Source organism: Rhizomonospora bruguierae, from assembly GCF_018397995.1.
GTDB classification, from domain to species: Bacteria; Actinomycetota; Actinomycetes; order Mycobacteriales; family Micromonosporaceae; genus Rhizomonospora; species Rhizomonospora bruguierae.
Genome location: NZ_BBQH01000098.1, coordinates 1 through 17,992, shown reverse-complemented (window position 1 = coordinate 17,992; position 17,992 = coordinate 1). Strand labels below are relative to the sequence as shown.

Annotated in this window: 17 protein-coding genes; 11 read left to right on the top strand and 6 right to left on the bottom strand. The window is 72.4% G+C overall.

Translation table 11 applies throughout. The features are described 5' to 3' along the window. Window positions 1–968 (top strand): CHAT domain-containing protein (locus KJS59_RS29385; RefSeq protein ID WP_213457039.1); only part of this gene is annotated, 968 nt, incomplete at its 5' end. A gap of 89 nt (window positions 969–1,057) precedes the next feature. On the opposite strand, the gene KJS59_RS29380 is transcribed toward KJS59_RS29385, so the two are convergent. The 3 genes from KJS59_RS29380 to KJS59_RS29370 form a co-directional block, all read right to left on the bottom strand. Continuing rightward, window positions 1,058–1,534 carry a hypothetical protein gene (locus KJS59_RS29380; protein ID WP_213457037.1) on the bottom strand — a complete coding sequence of 159 codons (477 nt, stop codon included), beginning with the start codon at window positions 1,532–1,534 and terminating at the stop codon, window positions 1,058–1,060. After that, the gene (locus KJS59_RS29375; protein ID WP_213457035.1) at window positions 1,531–2,139 is read right to left on the bottom strand and encodes an RNA polymerase sigma factor; all 609 of its coding nucleotides are present in this window, start codon (window positions 2,137–2,139) and stop codon (window positions 1,531–1,533) included. Before KJS59_RS29375 ends, KJS59_RS29380 begins: the two co-directional genes overlap by 4 nt. Window positions 2,140–2,752: 613 nt before the next feature. After that, a complete protein-coding gene (locus tag KJS59_RS29370) occupies window positions 2,753–3,451 on the bottom strand; it encodes a hypothetical protein (protein WP_213457033.1) in 699 nt (232 codons plus the stop codon). A gap of 184 nt (window positions 3,452–3,635) precedes the next feature. Between KJS59_RS29370 and KJS59_RS29365 the strand changes: the two genes are divergently transcribed. Next, complete coding sequence (locus KJS59_RS29365) at window positions 3,636–4,274, top strand: copper resistance CopC family protein (RefSeq protein WP_213457031.1); 639 nt, start codon at window positions 3,636–3,638, stop codon at window positions 4,272–4,274. Between the two features lie 36 nt (window positions 4,275–4,310). On the opposite strand, the gene KJS59_RS29360 is transcribed toward KJS59_RS29365, so the two are convergent. Further along, entirely contained in the window at window positions 4,311–5,042 is a 732-nt protein-coding gene (locus KJS59_RS29360) for a pyrimidine reductase family protein (protein ID WP_249715104.1), read from the bottom strand. Between the two features lie 162 nt (window positions 5,043–5,204). Here KJS59_RS29360 and KJS59_RS29355 point away from each other — a divergent pair, with 162 nt between their 5' ends. The 8 genes from KJS59_RS29355 to KJS59_RS29320 all read left to right on the top strand — a co-directional run bounded on the left by KJS59_RS29355 (window position 5,205) and on the right by KJS59_RS29320 (window position 15,703). After that, entirely contained in the window at window positions 5,205–5,750 is a 546-nt protein-coding gene (locus KJS59_RS29355) for a plasmid pRiA4b ORF-3 family protein (RefSeq protein WP_213457028.1), read from the top strand. 400 nt (window positions 5,751–6,150) lie between these two features. Beyond that, the gene (locus KJS59_RS29350) at window positions 6,151–7,461 is read left to right on the top strand and encodes an ABC transporter substrate-binding protein (protein ID WP_213457026.1); all 1,311 of its coding nucleotides are present in this window, start codon (window positions 6,151–6,153) and stop codon (window positions 7,459–7,461) included. 90 nt (window positions 7,462–7,551) lie between these two features. Then, entirely contained in the window at window positions 7,552–8,535 is a 984-nt protein-coding gene (locus KJS59_RS29345; RefSeq protein WP_213457024.1) for a carbohydrate ABC transporter permease, read from the top strand. 65 nt (window positions 8,536–8,600) lie between these two features. Further along, complete coding sequence (locus KJS59_RS29340; RefSeq protein WP_213457043.1) at window positions 8,601–9,434, top strand: carbohydrate ABC transporter permease; 834 nt, start codon at window positions 8,601–8,603, stop codon at window positions 9,432–9,434. Next, entirely contained in the window at window positions 9,431–10,873 is a 1,443-nt protein-coding gene (locus KJS59_RS29335) for a GH1 family beta-glucosidase (RefSeq protein ID WP_376771299.1), read from the top strand. Before KJS59_RS29340 ends, KJS59_RS29335 begins: the two co-directional genes overlap by 4 nt. 78 nt (window positions 10,874–10,951) lie before the next feature. Then, entirely contained in the window at window positions 10,952–11,998 is a 1,047-nt protein-coding gene (locus tag KJS59_RS29330) for a LacI family DNA-binding transcriptional regulator (RefSeq protein WP_213457022.1), read from the top strand. 169 nt (window positions 11,999–12,167) lie between these two features. Next, on the top strand, window positions 12,168–13,028 hold the full coding sequence (locus KJS59_RS29325; RefSeq protein ID WP_213457020.1) for an ACT domain-containing protein: 861 nt from the start codon (window positions 12,168–12,170) through the stop codon (window positions 13,026–13,028). Between the two features lie 266 nt (window positions 13,029–13,294). Then, entirely contained in the window at window positions 13,295–15,703 is a 2,409-nt protein-coding gene (locus KJS59_RS29320; RefSeq protein WP_213457018.1) for a glycoside hydrolase family 9 protein, read from the top strand. Window positions 15,704–15,817: 114 nt separating this feature from the next. On the opposite strand, the gene bsaP is transcribed toward KJS59_RS29320, so the two are convergent. Beyond that, a complete protein-coding gene (gene bsaP / locus KJS59_RS29315) occupies window positions 15,818–16,018 on the bottom strand; it encodes a biotin synthase auxiliary protein BsaP (RefSeq protein WP_213457016.1) in 201 nt (66 codons plus the stop codon). Next, window positions 16,015–17,010, bottom strand: a complete 996-nt coding sequence (gene bioB / locus KJS59_RS29310) for a biotin synthase BioB (RefSeq protein ID WP_213457014.1) — start codon at window positions 17,008–17,010, stop codon at window positions 16,015–16,017. The genes bsaP and bioB overlap by 4 nt, the downstream gene beginning before the upstream one ends. A gap of 73 nt (window positions 17,011–17,083) precedes the next feature. Here bioB and KJS59_RS29305 point away from each other — a divergent pair. Further along, window positions 17,084–17,992 (top strand): aminotransferase class I/II-fold pyridoxal phosphate-dependent enzyme (locus tag KJS59_RS29305; protein WP_213457012.1); only part of this gene is annotated, 909 nt, incomplete at its 3' end.

The following is a 17,992-nucleotide window of genomic DNA, read 5'->3' as shown; positions in this document are numbered from 1 at the left end:
CGGCCGACCTGCTGGCCGCGCTCGGCGACCACCGGCTGGTCGAACTGGTGACGCTCGACGACACCCTGTACGCGGTGACCGCCGCCGACCGCCGGGTCCGGCTGCACCGGGTCGGCCCCGTCGCGGACGCCGTGCGGGAGCTGACGTTCGTGCGGTTCGCGCTGCGCCGGCTCGCGTACGGCCGGCCCGCGCCCGGCGCCCTGGAGAGCCTGTACGCGGCCGGCGCGCGGCTGGAGCGGGCGCTGCTCGGCCCGGCCGCCGCCCGGCTCGGGGGAGCCGCCCCGGTGGTGGTCGTGCCGCCGGGTCGGCTGCACGCGGTGCCGTGGTCGCTGCTGCCCGCGCTGTCCGCGGCGCCGGTCAGCGTCGCCCCGTCGCTGGCCACCTGGCTGCGCGCCCGGCACGCCCGCCCGCCGCGCCGGCGTCGGGTCGCGCTCGTCCTCGGCCCCGGCCTGCCCGGCACGGACGCGGAGATCGGCCGGATCGGTGCCGTCTACGCCGACGCGGTGGTGCTCAGCAACGGCCGGGCGACCGCCGAGCGGGCCCTCGCCGCCCTCGACGGCGCCTGGACCGGGCACATCGCCGCGCACGGCACCTTCCAGCCGGAGAACCCACTGTTCTCCGCGCTGCGCCTGGACGACGGCCCGCTCACGGTCTACGACCTGGGCCGGCTGCGCCGGGCACCGTTCCGGCTGGTCCTGTCCAGTTGCGAGTCCGCGGTGGCCGCCCCGGTCGGCTCGGACGAACTGCTCGGCATGGCCAGCGCGCTCGTCCCGCTCGGCACCGCCAGCCTGCTGGCCAGCGTCGTACCGGTGAACGACGCGGTGACCGCCCCGCTGATGACCACGTTCCACGACCGGCTGCGGGCCGGCGCCGGCTTCGCCGAGGCCCTGCTGGCCGCCCGTACCGCGGGCGCGGACGACCCGGTCGCGGTCGCCACCGCGCTCTCCTTCATCGCCCTCGGCGCCTGACTTGCCGGGCCTGGCGCCGGCTCCTCTGCCTGCGGTGGTGGTACCGGCGGTGTCGCCGGTGCCCGGGCCCGCGGGCCCGGGCCGTGGCGTCACACCGCCACCCAGGCGGTCAACACGGGGCTGCCGGCCGCCGAGCGCAGCCGCAGCCGGATCGGGCCGCGCTCCACCGGGTCGGCCAGGAACCGGCCCAGGTCGTCCACCGCCAACGGCAGCGCCGCGCCGCCGGGCCGCTCCAGCGCGCACCCCGCCGGGGCCGCCCCGGTGACCTGCCCGATCAGGGCGACCTGCGCCCCGCTCGGCGCGACCTCCAGGTCCACCTGTACGCCGCCGCCCGCGAAGCTCAGCAGTCGCGCGGCCCCCGGCTCCGACCGGACCGCCTCGTACACCCCGTACTCCTCGACGTCGAGCGAGTCGCCGATCAGCCGGGCCAGCCGGCCGTCCAGGTCCCGGGTCTCGAACGCGGCCCGCGCGGCGGCCAGCACCTCCTCCGGTAACGGGTCGGCCTCGAACGCCAGCCGGCTCAGCCGCCCCAGCAGGGCGTCGTCCTCCAGATCCACGGCGTTCATCGCACGCCCTCCCCCGAGTAGTTCGGCTCCGGCGGCTCCACATCGGACTCCGCCGCGGTCTGCCAGATCCGGCGCAGCACGCCCAGGCAGCGTTGCCGGGTCGGCCCGATGCTGCCGATCGGCATCTCCAGCGCGGCGGAGACCTCCGCGTAGCTCGGCGGCGGGTCGGCCATCAGCGCCCGCAGCAGCGACTGGCAGCGCGGCCCCATCGCCCGGAACGACCGCCACAGCGCGGCGTCCCGCTCCGCCCGGACCAGCATGTCGTCCATCGCTTCGCCGCCGGCCGGTATCTCGTGTACCTCCTCCGCCAGACCGACCCGGACCCGGGCACCCCGCCGCAGCGTGGCCAGCGACTCCCGGCGCACCGTGGTCGCCAGCCAACTGCCCAGCCGTTCCGGCTCGCGCAGCGTGTCCAGCCGCTCGACCAGCCGCAGCCAGGTCGTCTGCACCACGTCCGCCGCGTCCGGCCGGGTCAGGCCCAGGCCGCGCGCCACCGACCACAGGAGGTTGGTGTACCGGTCGGTCAGCGCCACCCAGGCGGACTGGTCGCCACCGCGTACCCGGGCCACCAGCTCCGCGGTGTCCACATCGCTCAACGGGTCCATCACGTTCCTCTGGAACGCTCGCCGGCCGGCGGCGGCCGAGGCCGCTCGGGGACGGCAGCGTGGCGCGAAACGGTGCGGCGAACGTTGGTTCTGCGGGGATCCTCTTGACACGTCGGTCGTCCATTCTTCCCGGTCGGCCCCTCGCACGCCACGACGACTCAGTCCGGTTGCGGACATTGCGCCGCGGCGGCGGCGAGCTACTAGGGAGAAGAGCAACCGTAACGAAGATCTGATACGCGCCGGCCGCACCCTGGCACGCGGCGGGTTCCGCCCACCGGGCGCCGTCCTCGCCGGACCGTCGCCCCCTCAGGCGTCGATCCTGGACTTGTGGAAGCTCGACTTTCGGACTTTCCGGTGGGCCGAGGGTTGCATCCCGCGATGGTCGGCGCAGGTGGTGCCCGTGGTGGCCGCCGGGTGGGAGATCTTGGTGCCGAGCTGGCCAGAAATGCGGCGTGTCGTACCAAGATCTCGCCCCGGGGCTGCCCTTCGGGCGGCGCTGTAAGGGGCGGTGCTTCCTATCGGGAAGCAGAGCAAAGCGAGGTGGTGGGCAAAGAGGATGAACCCGGGTGCACCGGGCCGCACAAGTCCAATATCGACGGAGTGGGGTGGGGCGTCAGACCTTGCGTCGGATCAGGTACGAGATGCCGGCCAGGCCGGCGGCGATCACCAGCACGACCGCGCCGTTGAGCAGCACCACCTGCCGCCACGCGCCGACCACCTCGGCGAAGTCTTTGACCCGGGTGAAGCTGGGGCCGCCGGTCGCGCCACCGTCCGCCGCGACCTCGCCGCCGCCGCCCGTGCCGCCGCTCCCGCCGTTGCCGGAGAACAGTTGCGGGCCGCCGGGCAGCGGCAACCCGGCCGAGCGCAGCGTGTCCGGTAGGGTCAGCCGGGCCAGGAACCACGCGTCGGTGCCGCGCCGCCCGTCCGGCTGCCGGCCCGGCCGGCATACCCGGGGCCCGCCCGCGGCCAGCGGGTACAGGTCGTACGCCTGCTTCGCCACGTCGTCGACCAGCACGCCCATGCGCACCCGGGTGCCCAGGTGCTCCCGCCCCACGCCGTCCACCCGGCCCGGCCCGGTAGCCAGCCACTGCACCTCGTTCATCAGGGCGGCGAACAGCTCCGGCTCCGTCTCGGCGCGTACCGTGAACGACTCCGACCCGTCCATTTCCAGGGTCACCGCGTTCGGCCCGACCGCCCGCGCCGGCGTGGCGCCCAGCAGCGGGGCCGCCAGCGCGACGAGGATCAGCACGCCCGCGGCACGCAGCAGCCGGGTAACCCGTTGTAACCATTCCCGCCGCAGAGCCTGCCGCATGCTGCCGACCTCCTCGCCCCCGTCCCGATCGGCGGCCACTCATCTCAGACGCCTCGGGGCAGCCTAATGTTGCGCCCGGGATGGTCACGATTTGGGTACCACGGCTCGGAACTTCTCGGCGCCGTCGGTCGACTACCGTCAGGACCGACGACGGTAGTCGAATTGTATCGATACGGAGGCGTTCGTGGGGGGCAGGATTTCCCGAACGGGTGCTCTGCTGCTGGTCGTGGCGGCAGCGGCGCTCGGCGTGGCGGTCACCGGCACGCCGGCGCTCGCGCACAATCCGCTGACCGCCAGCGACCCGAAGGACGGGGCGCGCACGGCCCGCCCGCCGTCCGCGGTCAAGCTGACGTTCCTGTCCCGGGTCGACCCGAAAACCACGACCGTCACCGTCACCGGCCCCGACGGCACTCCGGCCGGGGGCGGCCAGCCGACGATCGCCGGAAACAAGGTCTCCGTCCCGCTGCGCCCGGCCGCCGCGGGACTCTACATGGTCGCCTGGCAGATGGTCACCGACGACGGGGACGAGGTCTCCGGTCGGGTCCGCTTCACCTTGACCGCCGCGGTCGCCCCGGCCACCCCGACGGAGCCGGCGACCACCCCCACCGCCACGGCGCCGGCCACCGCGTCGCCCACGCCACCGCCCACCGGCGGCCCCGGCATCTTCAACCAGCCGTCCATCGCTGAGCGGCCCGAGTCCTCGAAGGTGGGCAGCGGCTGGATCGGGTGGCTGATGTTCGGCATCATGCTCGCGATCGTGCTGGGGCTGACCGGCGTCCTTGTCGCCCGCCGGGCCCGCCGCCAAGCCCAGCAGCAACGCTAGCGCCCCGGCCCCCACCGTGGCGCAGGGCGGAGTGGGCTAGCGGGTGTAGTGGAGGAACAGGGTGTCGGCGGCCGCCAGTACGTGGGCGAGGCGCAGCGGTACCGGGGCGTTCGTTACGGGGCCGGCGGTGATGCGGCCCGCGCCCGGTCCGGCCAGCAGGGGAGAGACGGTCAGGCAGAGTTCGTCCACCAGGCCGGCGGCGGTGAGGGAGCCGAACAGCAGTGGTCCGCCCTCGCACAGCAGCCGGGCGAGTCCACGCTCGCGCAGCGCACCCAGCCCGGCTGCCAGGTCCACCACGCCCGGGCCGACCGGCAGCACGTCCGCGACGGGGGTGAGGGCGGCGCGGCGGTCGGCGGGGGCGGCCTCGGCGGTCAGGATGATCGGGCGGACCGGGGCGCCGGCGAAGGCGGCCTGGTCGGGGTCGAGCGCGAGGGCGTTGGAGACCACCACCAGCGCCGGGTACTCGGGCAGGCCGTGCGCCCGGCGCCAGGCCCGGCGGGGTTCGTCCAGGCGCAGGGCGCGGTAGCCCTCGTGGCGCAGCGTGCCGGCGGCCACCAGGACGGCGTCGGAGAGCATCCGGAGCAGCCCGAAGAGCCGCTTGTCGGCGGGGCCGGAGAGGCCGGCGGAGTAGCCGTCCACGGCGACGGCGCCGTCGAGGCTGGTCACGAAGTTCATTCGGACCCCGCCGGGCAGGCCGTAGGCGGCGGCGATCGCGTCGTCGTCCAGGGGGTCGGTGGCGGCGGGGACGAGCTGGCGGATCTCACTCACCGGCGGGTCCGGTGGCGGGCGGGGCCGGTCTGGGCGCGCGGTGCTGGCAGTCGCACCAGCTGCCGCCTGGGCACCGGTCGTGTCGCTTCGCGCGGCAGGCGCGGCAGATCATGCGGGAAACCCTATGTGCGCGGCCGGGTGGGCGGTCAAGAATAGGGCACGATGCCGCGGGAGATATTCCAACTGAGGATCACGCTGACGGACACGTCGCCGCCGGTGTGGCGCCGGGTGCTGGTGCCGGGCGGGTACACGCTCGACCGGGTGCACCGGCTCGTCCAGTACGCCATGGGTTGGCAGGATTGCCACCTGCACTCCTTTGATATCGACGGTAATCAGTACGGCTCGCCGGATCCGGGCGGCGAGCTGGTGCTCGGCGACGAGTTGGACGTGCGACTGGACGCGGTGGCGGGCAAGGGCACGCGCTTCGCGTACACGTACGACTTCGGTGACTGGTGGGAGCACGAGATCCTGGTGGAGGACGTGTTCCCGGCGGAGCCGGACGAGCGGTATCCGGTGTGCGTGGAGGGGGAGCGGGCGTGCCCGCCGGAGGACGTGGGCGGGCCGCCGGGCTACGCGGACCTGGTGGTGGCGCTGGGTGACCCGTGGCACCCGGAGCACGAGGAGATGCGCGCCTGGTTGGGGCGGGCGTACGACCCGGCGGAGTTCCTCCCGGAGCGGGTGACGACCCTGCTGCGCCGCCTGACGTAGCCGCGGGCGGGTAGCCGAATAGAAGCCGGTAACTTTGCGGGAACGAAGTCGTGCGTACGCCCGGCCGGCGCTCCGCTGAAGGGCCGAAGGGCATCAATCGTATGGCCGATCGGGTGCCCGTTTTGTGCTTGCGCGTCCGGTCCATTCGTCCGGCTGATACCGATTCACCGTCAGGTGTGGTAGCCGCGGGTAACGAAATGGGAACGCTCCCAATCGCCCCTTGACACCCCCGAGGCCCACCGGCAATCTCATGGGAGCGCTCCCGGCGGGTGTGTGGGCGAAGCCACATGCCCTCGCTCCCCGGCGCGAACGGTGCGTCACGACGCGGCGTCCGGCGGTATCCAGGCGGCGCGAAAAACCGGGCACACCCCCACCACATCACGACCTGAGAGGGGTCAGGATGAGCGTCACGAGCCGCCGCCTGCGGTCCATCGCAGCGGTCGCGCTCGTCGCGGGCCTTGGCATGGGCACCGCGGCGTGCAGCAACAAGAAAGACGACGACGGCGGATCTTCTGACAGCGGTCCCGTGACCGTGGTTCTGCAGACCTTCGGCAACTTCGGTTACGACCAGGCCATCAAGGACTTCGAGGCGAGCCACCCGAACATCAAGGTGGATCACCAGAAGATGGGCGAGTTGCGGGACTTCCAGCCCAAGCTGGTGCAGGCGCTGGCCGCCGGCAGCGGCGCGGGCGACGTGGTAGGCCTGGAGGAGGGCGTGCTGCTGCAGTACGTCGCCGCCGCCGACAAGTTCGCCGACCTGAACGCGCTGGGCGCGGGCGAGCTGAAGAGCCAGTTCCCGGAGTGGAAGTGGGCGCGGGCGACCACCCCGCAGGGCAAGACCATCGGCCTCGGCACGGACGTCGGCGGTCTGGCGATCTGCTACCGCAAGGACATGTTCGCCCAGGCCAAGCTGCCGACCGACCGCGACGAGGTCGGCAAGCTGTGGGCCAGCGGCTGGGATGCCTTCATCGAGCAGGGCAAGAAGTTCAAGGCGTCCGGCATCAAGGCCGCGTGGATCGACAGCGCGACCAGCATCATGCAGCCGTACATCATGCAGAACTCGCAGACCTGGTTCTACAGCGAGGACAACAAGTTCATCGGCGACACCAACCCGGTCGTGCGCACCGCGTGGGACAAGGGCCTCGAGATGGCCAAGGAGGGTCTGACCGCCAAGGTGCAGCGTTGGCAGCCGGACTGGGACGCGGCGTTCAAGAACAACGCGTTCGCGACCATCCCCTGCCCGGCGTGGATGACCGAGGGCGTCATCAAGCCCAAGTCCGGTGACGCCAACGCCGGCAAGTGGGACGTCGCGCCGGTGCCCGGTGGCAGCGGCAACTGGGGTGGCTCGTACCTGGGCATCCCGGAGCAGTCCAAGCACAAGCCGCAGGCGTACGAGCTGGCCAAGTACCTGACCGGCAAGGCCGGCCAGCTGGCTGCCTGGAACGAGGCCAGCGCGATGCCGTCCAACCTTGAGGCGGCTGCCGACCCGGCGTTCGCGGACGCCAAGAGCGAGTACTTCAGCAACGCGCCGATCGGCAAGATCTTCGGCGACAGCGTGAAGAACATCCAGCCGGTCTACCTGGGCCCGCTGCACCAGCAGCTGTGGGAGACCGTCCTGGAGCCGGCCATGCAGGCGGCGGAGCGGGGGCAGAAGTCCTCGGACGCGGCCTGGGCCGGGGCGATGGCCGAGGCGAAGAAGACCGTCGGCTGACCGTTGAAGTCCGGCGGCGGCGCCCACACCCACGTCGGTGTGGGCGCCGTCTCGCCCGGTCACGGACCGCCCCAGCGAAAGGACCCCCAGATGGCCTCCACCATCGGCTCGGCGCCACCCCGGCACGCCGCGGCCGCGCCGCCGCCCCCCGACCGTGAGCGGCGCCGGTCGTACCGCCTCGGCCGGCTGGACATCAAGTTTTCGCCGTACCTGTACATCGCGCCGTTCTTCGTGCTGTTCGGCGTCTTCGGGCTGTTCCCGATCCTCTACAACCTGCGGGTCTCGCTCTACAAGTACGACCTGCTCAGCGGCAGCCGTACCTGGGTCGGCCTGCAGAACTACACCGACCTGCTGGCGGACAAGCAGTTCTGGAACGCCGTCTACAACACGTTCGGCATGTTCGTGCTGTCCACCGTGCCGCAGCTGCTGCTCGCGCTGATGATCGCGAACCTGCTGAACCGGCAGATGAAGGCGCGTACCGCCCTGCGGATGGGCGTCGTGGTGCCGAGCATCACGTCGGTGGCCGCCGTGGGCATCATCTTCGGGATGCTCTTCGCCGACCAGTACGGCCTGATCAACTACCTGGTCACGTCGTTCGGCTTCGACCCGATCGCCTGGCGCGACTCCAAGCCGACGTCCTGGGCCGCCATCGCGGTGATGGTGGACTGGCGGTGGACCGGGTACAACGCGCTGATCTACCTGGGCGCGATGCAGGCGATCCCCAAGGACCTCTACGAGTCGGCCTCGCTGGACGGCGCGTCGTCGTGGCGTCAGTTCTGGAAGATCACGGTGCCGCTGATCCGGCCCACGATCCTGTTCACCGTGATCATCTCGACGATCGGCGGCCTCCAGCTGTTCACCGAGCCGTTGATGTTCGGCGGTGCACAGCCGCGCGGCGGCATCGACAACCAGTTCCAGACCGTCGCCATGTACATCTACGAGCGCACGTTCACCCGCAACTTCGAGTACGGGTACGGCGCCGCGATGTCCTGGATGCTCTTCATCATGATCTTGATCTTCGCGCTGGTGAACTTCGCGCTGGTGCGCCGGTCGGTCAAGGGGGACAACAAGTGACCACGCAGACCCTCCGGACCGTCGGCCCGGGCGCGCCCGCCCCGCGCGCACGGCGGCGCCGGGGCATGCCCGGCGCTCGGCTGTGGCAGGCCAGCCCGCTCACCTACCTGGCGCTGATCATCGCCTCGGTACTGTCGATCTTCCCGATCCTGTGGTCGTTCATCATCGCGTCCCGGGACAACAGCGCGGTGTACGAGATGCCGCCGGTGCCCGGCACGAAGTTCCTCGACAACACCTCCCGGATGCTGAACAACCCGGACGCCGGCTTCCTGGTCGGCCTGGCCAACTCGTTCCTGGTCGCGGCGGTGGTCACGGTCTCGGTCGTGTTCTTCTCGACCCTGGCCGGCTTCGCCTTCGCCAAGCTGCGGTTCCGGGGCAGCAACATCCTGCTGCTGTCGATCATCCTGACCATGATGGTGCCGACCCAGCTCGGCGTGATCCCGCTCTACCTGATGATGGTGGAGTTCGGCTGGCGGGACCAGCTTCAGGCGATCATCGTCCCGTTCATGGTGCAGGGCTTCGGCGTGTTCATGATGCGCCAGTACGCCTCGTCGGCGGTGAGCAACGAGCTGATCGAGGCGGCACGGATCGACGGCTGCTCCACCTGGCGGATCTACTGGAACGTGGTGCTGCCGGCGCTGCGTCCCGCCGCCGCGGTGCTGGCCCTGCTCACCTTCATGGAGAGCTGGAACAACTTCCTCTGGCCGTTCATCGTGCTGAGCAACAACACGCCGACGGTCCAGATCTCCCTCAAGGTGCTCTCGGCCGGGTTGTACTCGACCGACTACGCGGCGCTGTTCGCTGGCACGTCGCTGTCGATCGTTCCCCTGCTCCTGGTGTTCATCGTGTTCGGCCGCCAGATCATCGGCGGCATCATGGAAGGTTCCGTCAAGGCGTGACTCAACACCCCCAGCCGGCCAGCCGGCTGCTCGCCGATTCCAGCGCGGACAGCGCCGAGCTGTCCTTCCCGTCCGGCTTCCTGTGGGGCGCCGCGACCGCGGCGTACCAGGTCGAGGGGGCGGCCACGGAGGCCGGCCGCACGGCGTCGATCTGGGATACCTTCAGCCACACGCCGGGCAAGGTGGTGGAGGGACACACCGGGGACGTGGCCTGCGACCACTTCCACCGGTACTCGGACGACGTCAAGCTGATGGCCGAGCTGGGGCTCAAGTCGTACCGCTTCTCGGTCTCGTGGCCCCGGGTGCAGCCCGGGGGCACGGGCCGGGCTAACCAGGAGGGCCTGGACTTCTACCGCCGCCTGGTGGACGAGTTGCTAGCCAACGGCATCGAGCCGTGGCTGACGCTCTACCACTGGGACCTGCCGCAGGAGCTGCAGGACGCGGGCGGCTGGCCGCTGCGGGACACCGCCGCCCGGTTCGCCGAGTATGCCGAGCTGGTGCACGGCGCGCTCGGCGACCGGGTCCGGTACTGGACCACCCTGAACGAGCCGTGGTGCTCGGCGTTCCTTGGCTACGGTTCCGGGACGCACGCCCCCGGCATCCAGGACGCGGCGGCGACGATCCGCGCCACCCACCACCTGCTGCTCGGCCACGGCCTCGCGGTGCAGGCGCTGCGCGCGGGCGGCACCGAGCCGCAGGCGGGCGTCACGCTGAACCTGTACGCGATCTCGTCGCAGACCGACTCGCCCGCGGACGCGGACGCCGCCCGGCGCATCGACGGGCTGGCGAACCGGCTGTTCCTCGACCCGGTGCTGCTCGGCCGGTACCCCACGGACGTGGTGGAGGACCTGCGCGAGGTGACCGATTTCGGGCACATCCGGGACGGCGACATGGCGATCGTGAGCACCCCGCTGGACGTGCTCGGGATCAACTACTACAGCCGCCACGTGGTGGCCGCCCCGATCGAGGGGCAGGAGCCGGAGCCGTACTGGCGGGCCCCGTCCACCTGGCCGGGCAGCGAGAAGGTGCGGTTCGTCACGCGCGGGATGCCGGTCACCCAGATGAACTGGGAGATCGACGCGCCGGGCCTGGTGGAGACGCTGCGCCGGGTGCACGACGAGTACCCGGACATTCCGCTGTACGTCACGGAGAACGGCGCGGCGTTCGAGGACGCCGTGGTCGACGACCAGGTCGACGACCCGCAGCGGCTGGCATACTTCGACGCGCACCTGCGCGCGTGCCGCGAGGCGATCGACGCGGGGGTGCCGCTGAAGGGATATTTCGCCTGGTCATTGCTGGACAACTTCGAGTGGGCGTGGGGGTACACGCGGCGCTTCGGGCTGGTTTTCGTCGATTACGAGACCCAGCGTCGGATCCCCAAGAGCAGCGCGAGATGGTACGCCGAGGTCATCCGACGTAACGGTCTGGCCGCACAATAGGCGTGTCGACCATTGGCGGCGCCGGCCCGGAGACCCTGGCCGGCCGGCGCCGTCGCCGTCGCGTCGGAGGAGCAGAGTATGACAACGCAGCGAACCCGGTCACTGGGCCGGCCCACCCTGGACGCGGTCGCCGCACGGGCGGGCGTCGGGCGGGGGACCGTGTCCCGCGTCGTCAACGGCTCACCGCAGGTCAGCCCCGAGGCGCGGGCCGCCGTGCAGCAGGCGATCGCCGAGTTGGGGTACGTGCCGAACCGGGCCGCCCGGGCCCTGGTCACCCAGCGGACCGACTCGGTGGCCCTGGTCGTCTCCGAGTCGGAGGAGCGGGTCTTCGGTGAGCCGTTCTTCGCCGGCATCGTCCGGGGCATCAGCTCGGGGCTGATCGACACGACGCTCCAGCTGTGGCTGGCCATGGCGCAGTCGCCCGCCGAGCGGGAGCGGGTCGAGCACCACCTGACCAACCAGCACGTGGACGGGGTGCTGCTGCTCTCCCTGCACGACGCCGACCCGCTGCCCACCCTGCTGGAGGAGCGCGGCCTGCCGTACGTGATGGGTGGCCTGCCGGCCCGGATGCTCCAGCCGGGTGCGCAGCCGGCCTACTTCGTCGACAACGACAACGCCGGCGGTGCCCGGCAGGCCGTCTCGTACCTGCTGGACCGGGGGCACCACCTGATCGCCACGATCGCCGGGCCGCAGGACATGGGCGTGGGCGTGGCCCGGCTCGCCGGCTTCCGGCGGGCGATGGACGCGACCGGGCTGCCGGCCGGCGAGGATCTGATCGAGTACGGCGACTTCAGCGAGACCAGCGGCGAGGTGGCGATGCACCGCCTGCTGGAGCGCCGCCCGGACCTGGACGCGGTGTTCGTGGCCTCGGACCTGATGGCGTTGGGCGCGCTGCGCGCGTTGCGGGAGAGCGGGCGCCGGGTGCCGGACGACGTGGCCGTGGTCGGCTTCGAGGATTCGCCGATGGCCCGCCAGGCCGACCCGCCGCTGACCACGGTGCACCAGGACGTCGAGGAGATGGGGCGGCAGATGGCCCACCTGCTGGTCGCCCGGATCCGCCGGGACCCGCTGGAGCAGCCGTTCGTGCTGCTGGACACCCACATGGTGGTCCGCCAGTCCGCGTAGGCGGGCGCACATGTCCCCTGATCAGGGGAGTGCGCGCGGTGTTGGCGACGCCTCAGTTCGCCACTTTCCGGCCCGGTCACGGCGCCGCAACGGCCCCGAAACGCGCAGACCCCACCCTGGTGGGCAGGACCGGTGGCCGCGCCGGTCCCCGATCGCGGGAGGCCGGTTCATGTTGCTGCGGGTGCGGGTCACGCTGCCGGACCGCCCGGGTGCGCTGGGTCAGGTGGCTCGCACCCTCGGCGTCGCCGGGGCGGACATCGTCCAGGTTGTGGTGCTGGAGCGGCTGGGTGGGCGGGCGGTGGACGACTTCACCGTGGTCTGGCCCGGCTCCGCCCGGGTGGAGCGGCTGATGGCCGGTCTCGCCGCGGTCCCCGGGGTGCGGGTGGACGGGCTGTGGCGGACGATCGGGGCGCCCATCGCCGGTGGGCACGAGGCGGAACTGCTCGCCCAGTTGGCCAGCGGACCCGCCGACGGCCTGGCCACCCTGGTCGACGCCGTGCCGGGCCTGCTCGCCGCGGACTGGGCCGCCGCGCTGGCCGTCCCGCCCGACTGGGCGGAGCGGCCCGGCGCCCGGCGGACCGGCCCGGTGCCCACGGTCACCGCCACCCGGGCCACGGTGGCGCTGCCGGACGTCGGCCTGGACGCGGCCGGCGCCAACGCCCCGGCCGACCGGTCTGCCGATCGGGCGTTCGCCGGCCTGGTGGCGGGCGGCGGGCTGCACCGGCACCCCTGGAGCCGCTCTGAGCCGACCGTCGCCTACGCCAGTTGGCGGGCGCCGGAGCCGCTGCCGGTTCCGGATGTCACCCCGCTGCGGGCCCGCGCCATCCAGGGCCCGGACGGTACCCGGTACGCGGCGGCGCCGTTCGGCCGCGGCGGCCTGGTGCTGTTGGTCGCCCGCGCCGAGGGCGGGTTGCCGGTGCCGGCGTTCCACGCCACCGAGGTGGATCGGGCGGCCCTGCTGGTCCGCGCCGCCGCGGTGATTCTCGGCGACCGGCTGGCCTCGGTGGGCGCGCCGCCCGCGGCGACCTGAGCGGCGGCCGGCACCGGGGTGGGACCCCGGGTGTGGGGCGCGGGCGGTGCCGGCCGCATCGGGAGCACTGAAAGGCGCCGTGGTATCGGCGCCGGCCGTTGCGGCGCTACCTGGCGTAACGCGGCGCGGGTGCGGGTGACGGGCGCGGGTCTGTGGCGGGCTTGCCGGCTTCCCATCGGGGTTGGGGCGTTGTTAAATATAGTTGCTCTTCCATGGGAGCGCTCCCACCACAAACCGGTCCAAATCCCCCGAAAGGCTCGATCCCCATGCGCGCTGCCCCTACCCACCCCGACCCGGGACGCCGATGGCTACGCCGCGCCGTCGCCGCCGCGGCGGCCGGCCTGACTGCCGCCGGCCTCCTGGTCGCCGCCCAGATCGGAAACGCCGCCGCGGCGGGCGCCTTCAACTACGGCGAGGCCCTGCAGAAGTCGCTGCTGTTCTATGAGGCGCAGGTCTCCGGCAAGAAGCCCGCCACCAACCGGGTCAACTGGCGCGGCGACTCCGCGCTCACCGACGGCTCCGGCGTCGGCCTGGACCTGACCGGCGGGTGGTACGACGCCGGCGACCATGTGAAGTTCGGCTTCCCGATGGCGTTCAGCACCACGATGCTGGCCTGGGGCGGGGTCGAGTACCGGGACGCGTACACCGGTTCGGGGCAGCTCACCTACCTGCTCAACAACCTGCGCGTCGCCAACGACTACTTCATCAAGGCCCACCCCAGCGCGAACGTCCTCTATGGACAGGTGGGGAAGGGCGATGACGACCACAAGTGGTGGGGGCCGGCCGAGGTGCTCCCGATGGCGCGGCCCGCGTACAAGATTGACGCGAGCTGCGGCGGCTCGGACCTGGCGGGCGAGACGGCGGCGGCGATGGCGGCCTCCTCGATGGTGTTCCGGTCGACCGACGCCGCCTACGCGGACCGGCTGCTGACGCACGCCCGGCAGTTGTACACCTTCGCGGACACGGTGCGCCGCGCCTACCACGAGTGCATCACCGACGCGACGAACTTCTACAAGAGTTGGAGCGGGTACCAGGACGAACTGGTCTGGGGCGCGATCTGGCTGTACCGGGCCACGGGCGAGGCGAGCTACCTGACCAAGGCCGAGAGCGAGTACGACAAGCTCGGCACCGAGCCGCAGAGCACCACCCGGTCCTACAAGTGGACGATCGCCTGGGACAACAAGCAGTTTGGCGCGTACGTGCTGCTGGCCAACCTGACCGGCAAGCAGAAGTACATCGACGACGCCAACCGCTGGCTGGACTACTGGACGGTCGGCGTGGACGGGCAGAAGGTGCCCACCTCGCCGGGCGGCATGGCGGTGCTGGACACCTGGGGCGCGCTCCGGTACGCCGAGAACACCGCCTTCGCGGCGCTGGTCTACAGCGACAAGACCACCGACGCGACCCGCAAGGCGCGGTACCACGACTTCGCCGTCAAGCAGGTGAACTACGCGCTCGGCGCCAACCCGCGCAACTCCAGCTACATGATCGGGTTCGGCGCCAACCCGCCGAAGAACCCGCACCACCGCACCGCGCACGGGTCCTGGTTCGACAGCATGACCGTGCCCACCGAGACCCGGCACGTCCTGTACGGGGCCCTGGTCGGGGGCCCGTCCTCGGCCAACGACGCGTACACCGACTCGCGCTCCGACTACGTGATGAACGAGGTGGCCACCGACTACAACGCCGGCTTCACCTCCGCCCTGGCGCGGCTGTACGCCGAGTACGGCGGCAACCCGCTGGCCAACTTCCCGGTCGCGGAGCAGCCCGACCTGGACGAGATCACCGTCGAGACGACGCTGATGAGCGCGGAGACCCGGTTCACCACCGTGAAGGCCGTGCTCTACAACAAGTCAGCGTTCCCGGCCCGGGCGCTGACCCGCGCCTCCTTCCGGTACTACTTCCGCAAGGAGGGCGGTTCGGCGATCCTCGTGGACAGCCCGTACACCCAGGGTTGCCCGAAGCCCACGACGGCCACCCAGGTCTCCGGCGACCTGTACTACGTCGAGGTCAACTGCACCGGGTACACCATCGCGCCGGCCGGGCAGTCGCAGCACAAGATGGAGGTCCAGCTCAAGATCGGTGTGCCCGAGGGCGGCACCTGGGACCCGACCAACGACCCGTCGTACGCCACGGCCACCGGCGCGAACCGGAACGTGCCGGCGTACGAGAACGGCGTGCGGATCTGGGGCACCGAGCCGACCGGGGGCGGCCCGACCGCGACGCCCACGGTGACTCCGACGGCGACGGCCTCCCCGACGGCTTCGCCGACGGCCTCCCCGACCGCCTCGCCGACGAGGTCCCCGACCGCCTCCCCGACGGTCTCGCCGACCGCTTCGCCCACGGGCGGCCCGGCGCGGCCCTGCCAGGTGACCTACACGACGAGCGATTGGAGCGACGGCTTCACCGCGAACGCCACCATCGCGAACACCGGCACCGCGGCGATGAGCTCGTGGACGCTGAAGTTCTCGTTCCCCGGCAACCAGACGGTGAGTTCCGGCTGGTCGGCGACCTGGACCCAGTCCGGCGCCGCGGTCACGGCGACGAACCTGTCGTACAACGGCTCGCTGGCGCCGGGTGCGTCGACCACCATCGGCTTCAACGGCGCCTACCGCGGCAGCAACCCGAGGCCGACCGCCTTCACCATCAACGGAAACGCCTGCACCGTGGGCTGATCCGCTCGTCGCGGCGGTGGGCCCCGGCCCGCCGCCGCGACGGCAGGACCCGTTACGCAACCGGGTGTGCCCGGTGGGTGTGGGGTCACTCGTCAACGGCGGCGACACGCGCGGTCAGGAGCGCAGGGTGCCGTGCTCGACACAGGTGGCCGTCCACCCGGCCGGCACCACCTGAACCTTCATCCGCCGCCGGCACGCGCCGCAGTACCGCGGCGGCTCCAGGCGGCGGGCGGCGGCGCAGGCACCGTGGTCGCCCTCCGCAAGCGACCCGCCGCAGCGGTCGCAGTAGGCGGCGGTGGTCACGGTGCCGGTCACAGGGCCGTGGACAGGGCCTTGACCGGCATGCTCAGCTCCGACAGCAGCGCCAGATCCGTGCCGGCCGGGCGGCCGAGGGTGGTCAGGTAGTTGCCGACGATCACCGCGTTCACGCCGCCGAGCAGGCCGTCCCGGGTACCCAGGTCACCGAGCGTGATTTCGCGGCCGCCCGCGTACCGGAGGATCGTGCGGGGCAGCGCGAGCCGGAAGGCGGCGATGGCCCGCAGCGCGTCCTTGGCGTCGACCACCGGCTGGTCGCCGAGCGGCGTGCCGGGGCGCGGGTTGAGGAAGTTCAGCGGGACCTCGTGCGGGGCCAGCTCGCCGAGCTGGGCGGCGAACTCGGCGCGCTGCTCGATGGTCTCGCCGAGGCCGAGGATGCCGCCGCAGCAGACCTCCATGCCGGAGTCGCGGACCATGCGCAGGGTCTCCCAGCGCTCCTCCCAGGAGTGGGTGGTGACCACCTTCGGGAAGTGGGAGCGGGCGGTCTCCAGGTTGTGGTTGTACCGGTGGACGCCGATCTCGACCAGCTCGTCCACCTGTTCCCGGGTGAGCATGCCGAGCGAGGCGGCGATCTGGATGTCCACCTCGGCGCGGATGGCCCTGACGCCCTCGCGCAGCTGCGTCATCAGCCGCGGGTCGGGCCCGCGGACCGCCGCGACGACGCAGAACTCGGTGGCCCCGGTGGCGGCCGTCTGCCGGGCCGCCTCGACCAGGGCGGGGATGTCCAGCCAGACGGCCCGCACCGGGGAGGTGAACAGGCCGGACTGGGAGCAGAAGTGGCAGTCCTCCGGGCAGCCGCCGGTCTTCAGCGAGACGATGCCCTCGACCTCCACCTCCGGCCCGCACCAGCGCATCCGGACCTCGTGGGCGAGCTGGAGGGCGGCGGGCAGGTGCTCGTCCGGCAGCCGGAGCACCGCCAGCACACCAGCCTCGTCGAGCCCGACGCCGCGCTCCAGGACCTGGGCCCGGGCGTGTTCGAGGATCTCAGGCATAGCCGTACCCTACAAGGCGGCCGGCACCGCCAGATGACGACGCAGCACACCGGCCGGACGGAGGGACGGGCCGGTGGCCGACTGGCTGGATGAGCTGGAACGGCAGGCGGGGCTGCGCGCCAAGGCGGGGCTGACCCGGGCGCTGCGGCACCGGGGCGCCGGGGACGGCGCGGTCGACCTGGCCGGCAACGACTACCTGGGGCTGGCCCGGCACCCGGAGGTGATCGGGGCGGCGGCCGGGGCGCTGGCCGAGTACGGGCTGGGCGCTACCGGGTCCCGGCTGGTGCGCGGCTCCACGGACCCGCACGAGGGGCTGGAGCGGGATCTGGCGGCGTGGCTGGGGGCGGAGTCGGCGCTGGTGTACTCGTCCGGTTACCTGGCGAACGTGGGCGCGGTGCGGGCGCTCGCCGGCCCGGACACCGTGATCATCAGCGATGCGCACAACCACGCCTCGCTGATCGACGGTTGCCGGCTCACCCGGTCCAGGATCGTCGTGACCCCGCACGCGGACGTGGCGGCGGTGGAGGAGGCCCTGGGGCGGCACGCCGGCGCCGTCGTGGTCACCGAGTCGGTCTTTTCGGTGGACGGGGACCTGGCGCCGCTGGCCGAGCTGCACGCCGCGGTCCGGCGGCACGGGGCGGTGCTGCTGGTGGACGACGCGCACGCGCTGGGGCTGCTGGGCCCGGCCGGCGCGGGCGGCGTGGCCGGCGCGGGCCTGGCGGGCCAGCCGGAGGTGGTGGTGACCGCGACGCTGTCGAAGGCGGTCGGCGCCTCCGGCGGGCTGATCGCCGGCCCGGCGGCGCTGACCCGGCACCTGGTGGACACCGGGCGCACGTTCATCTTCGACACCGCGCTGCCGCCGGCCGTGGCGGCCGGTGCCCGGGCCGGGGTGGCGCTGGCCCGTGCCGCGGACGACCGCCGCGCCGAGGTGGTCCGGCGGGCGGCGCAGGCGGTGCGGCGCCTGCGCGGCGCCGGGCTGGAG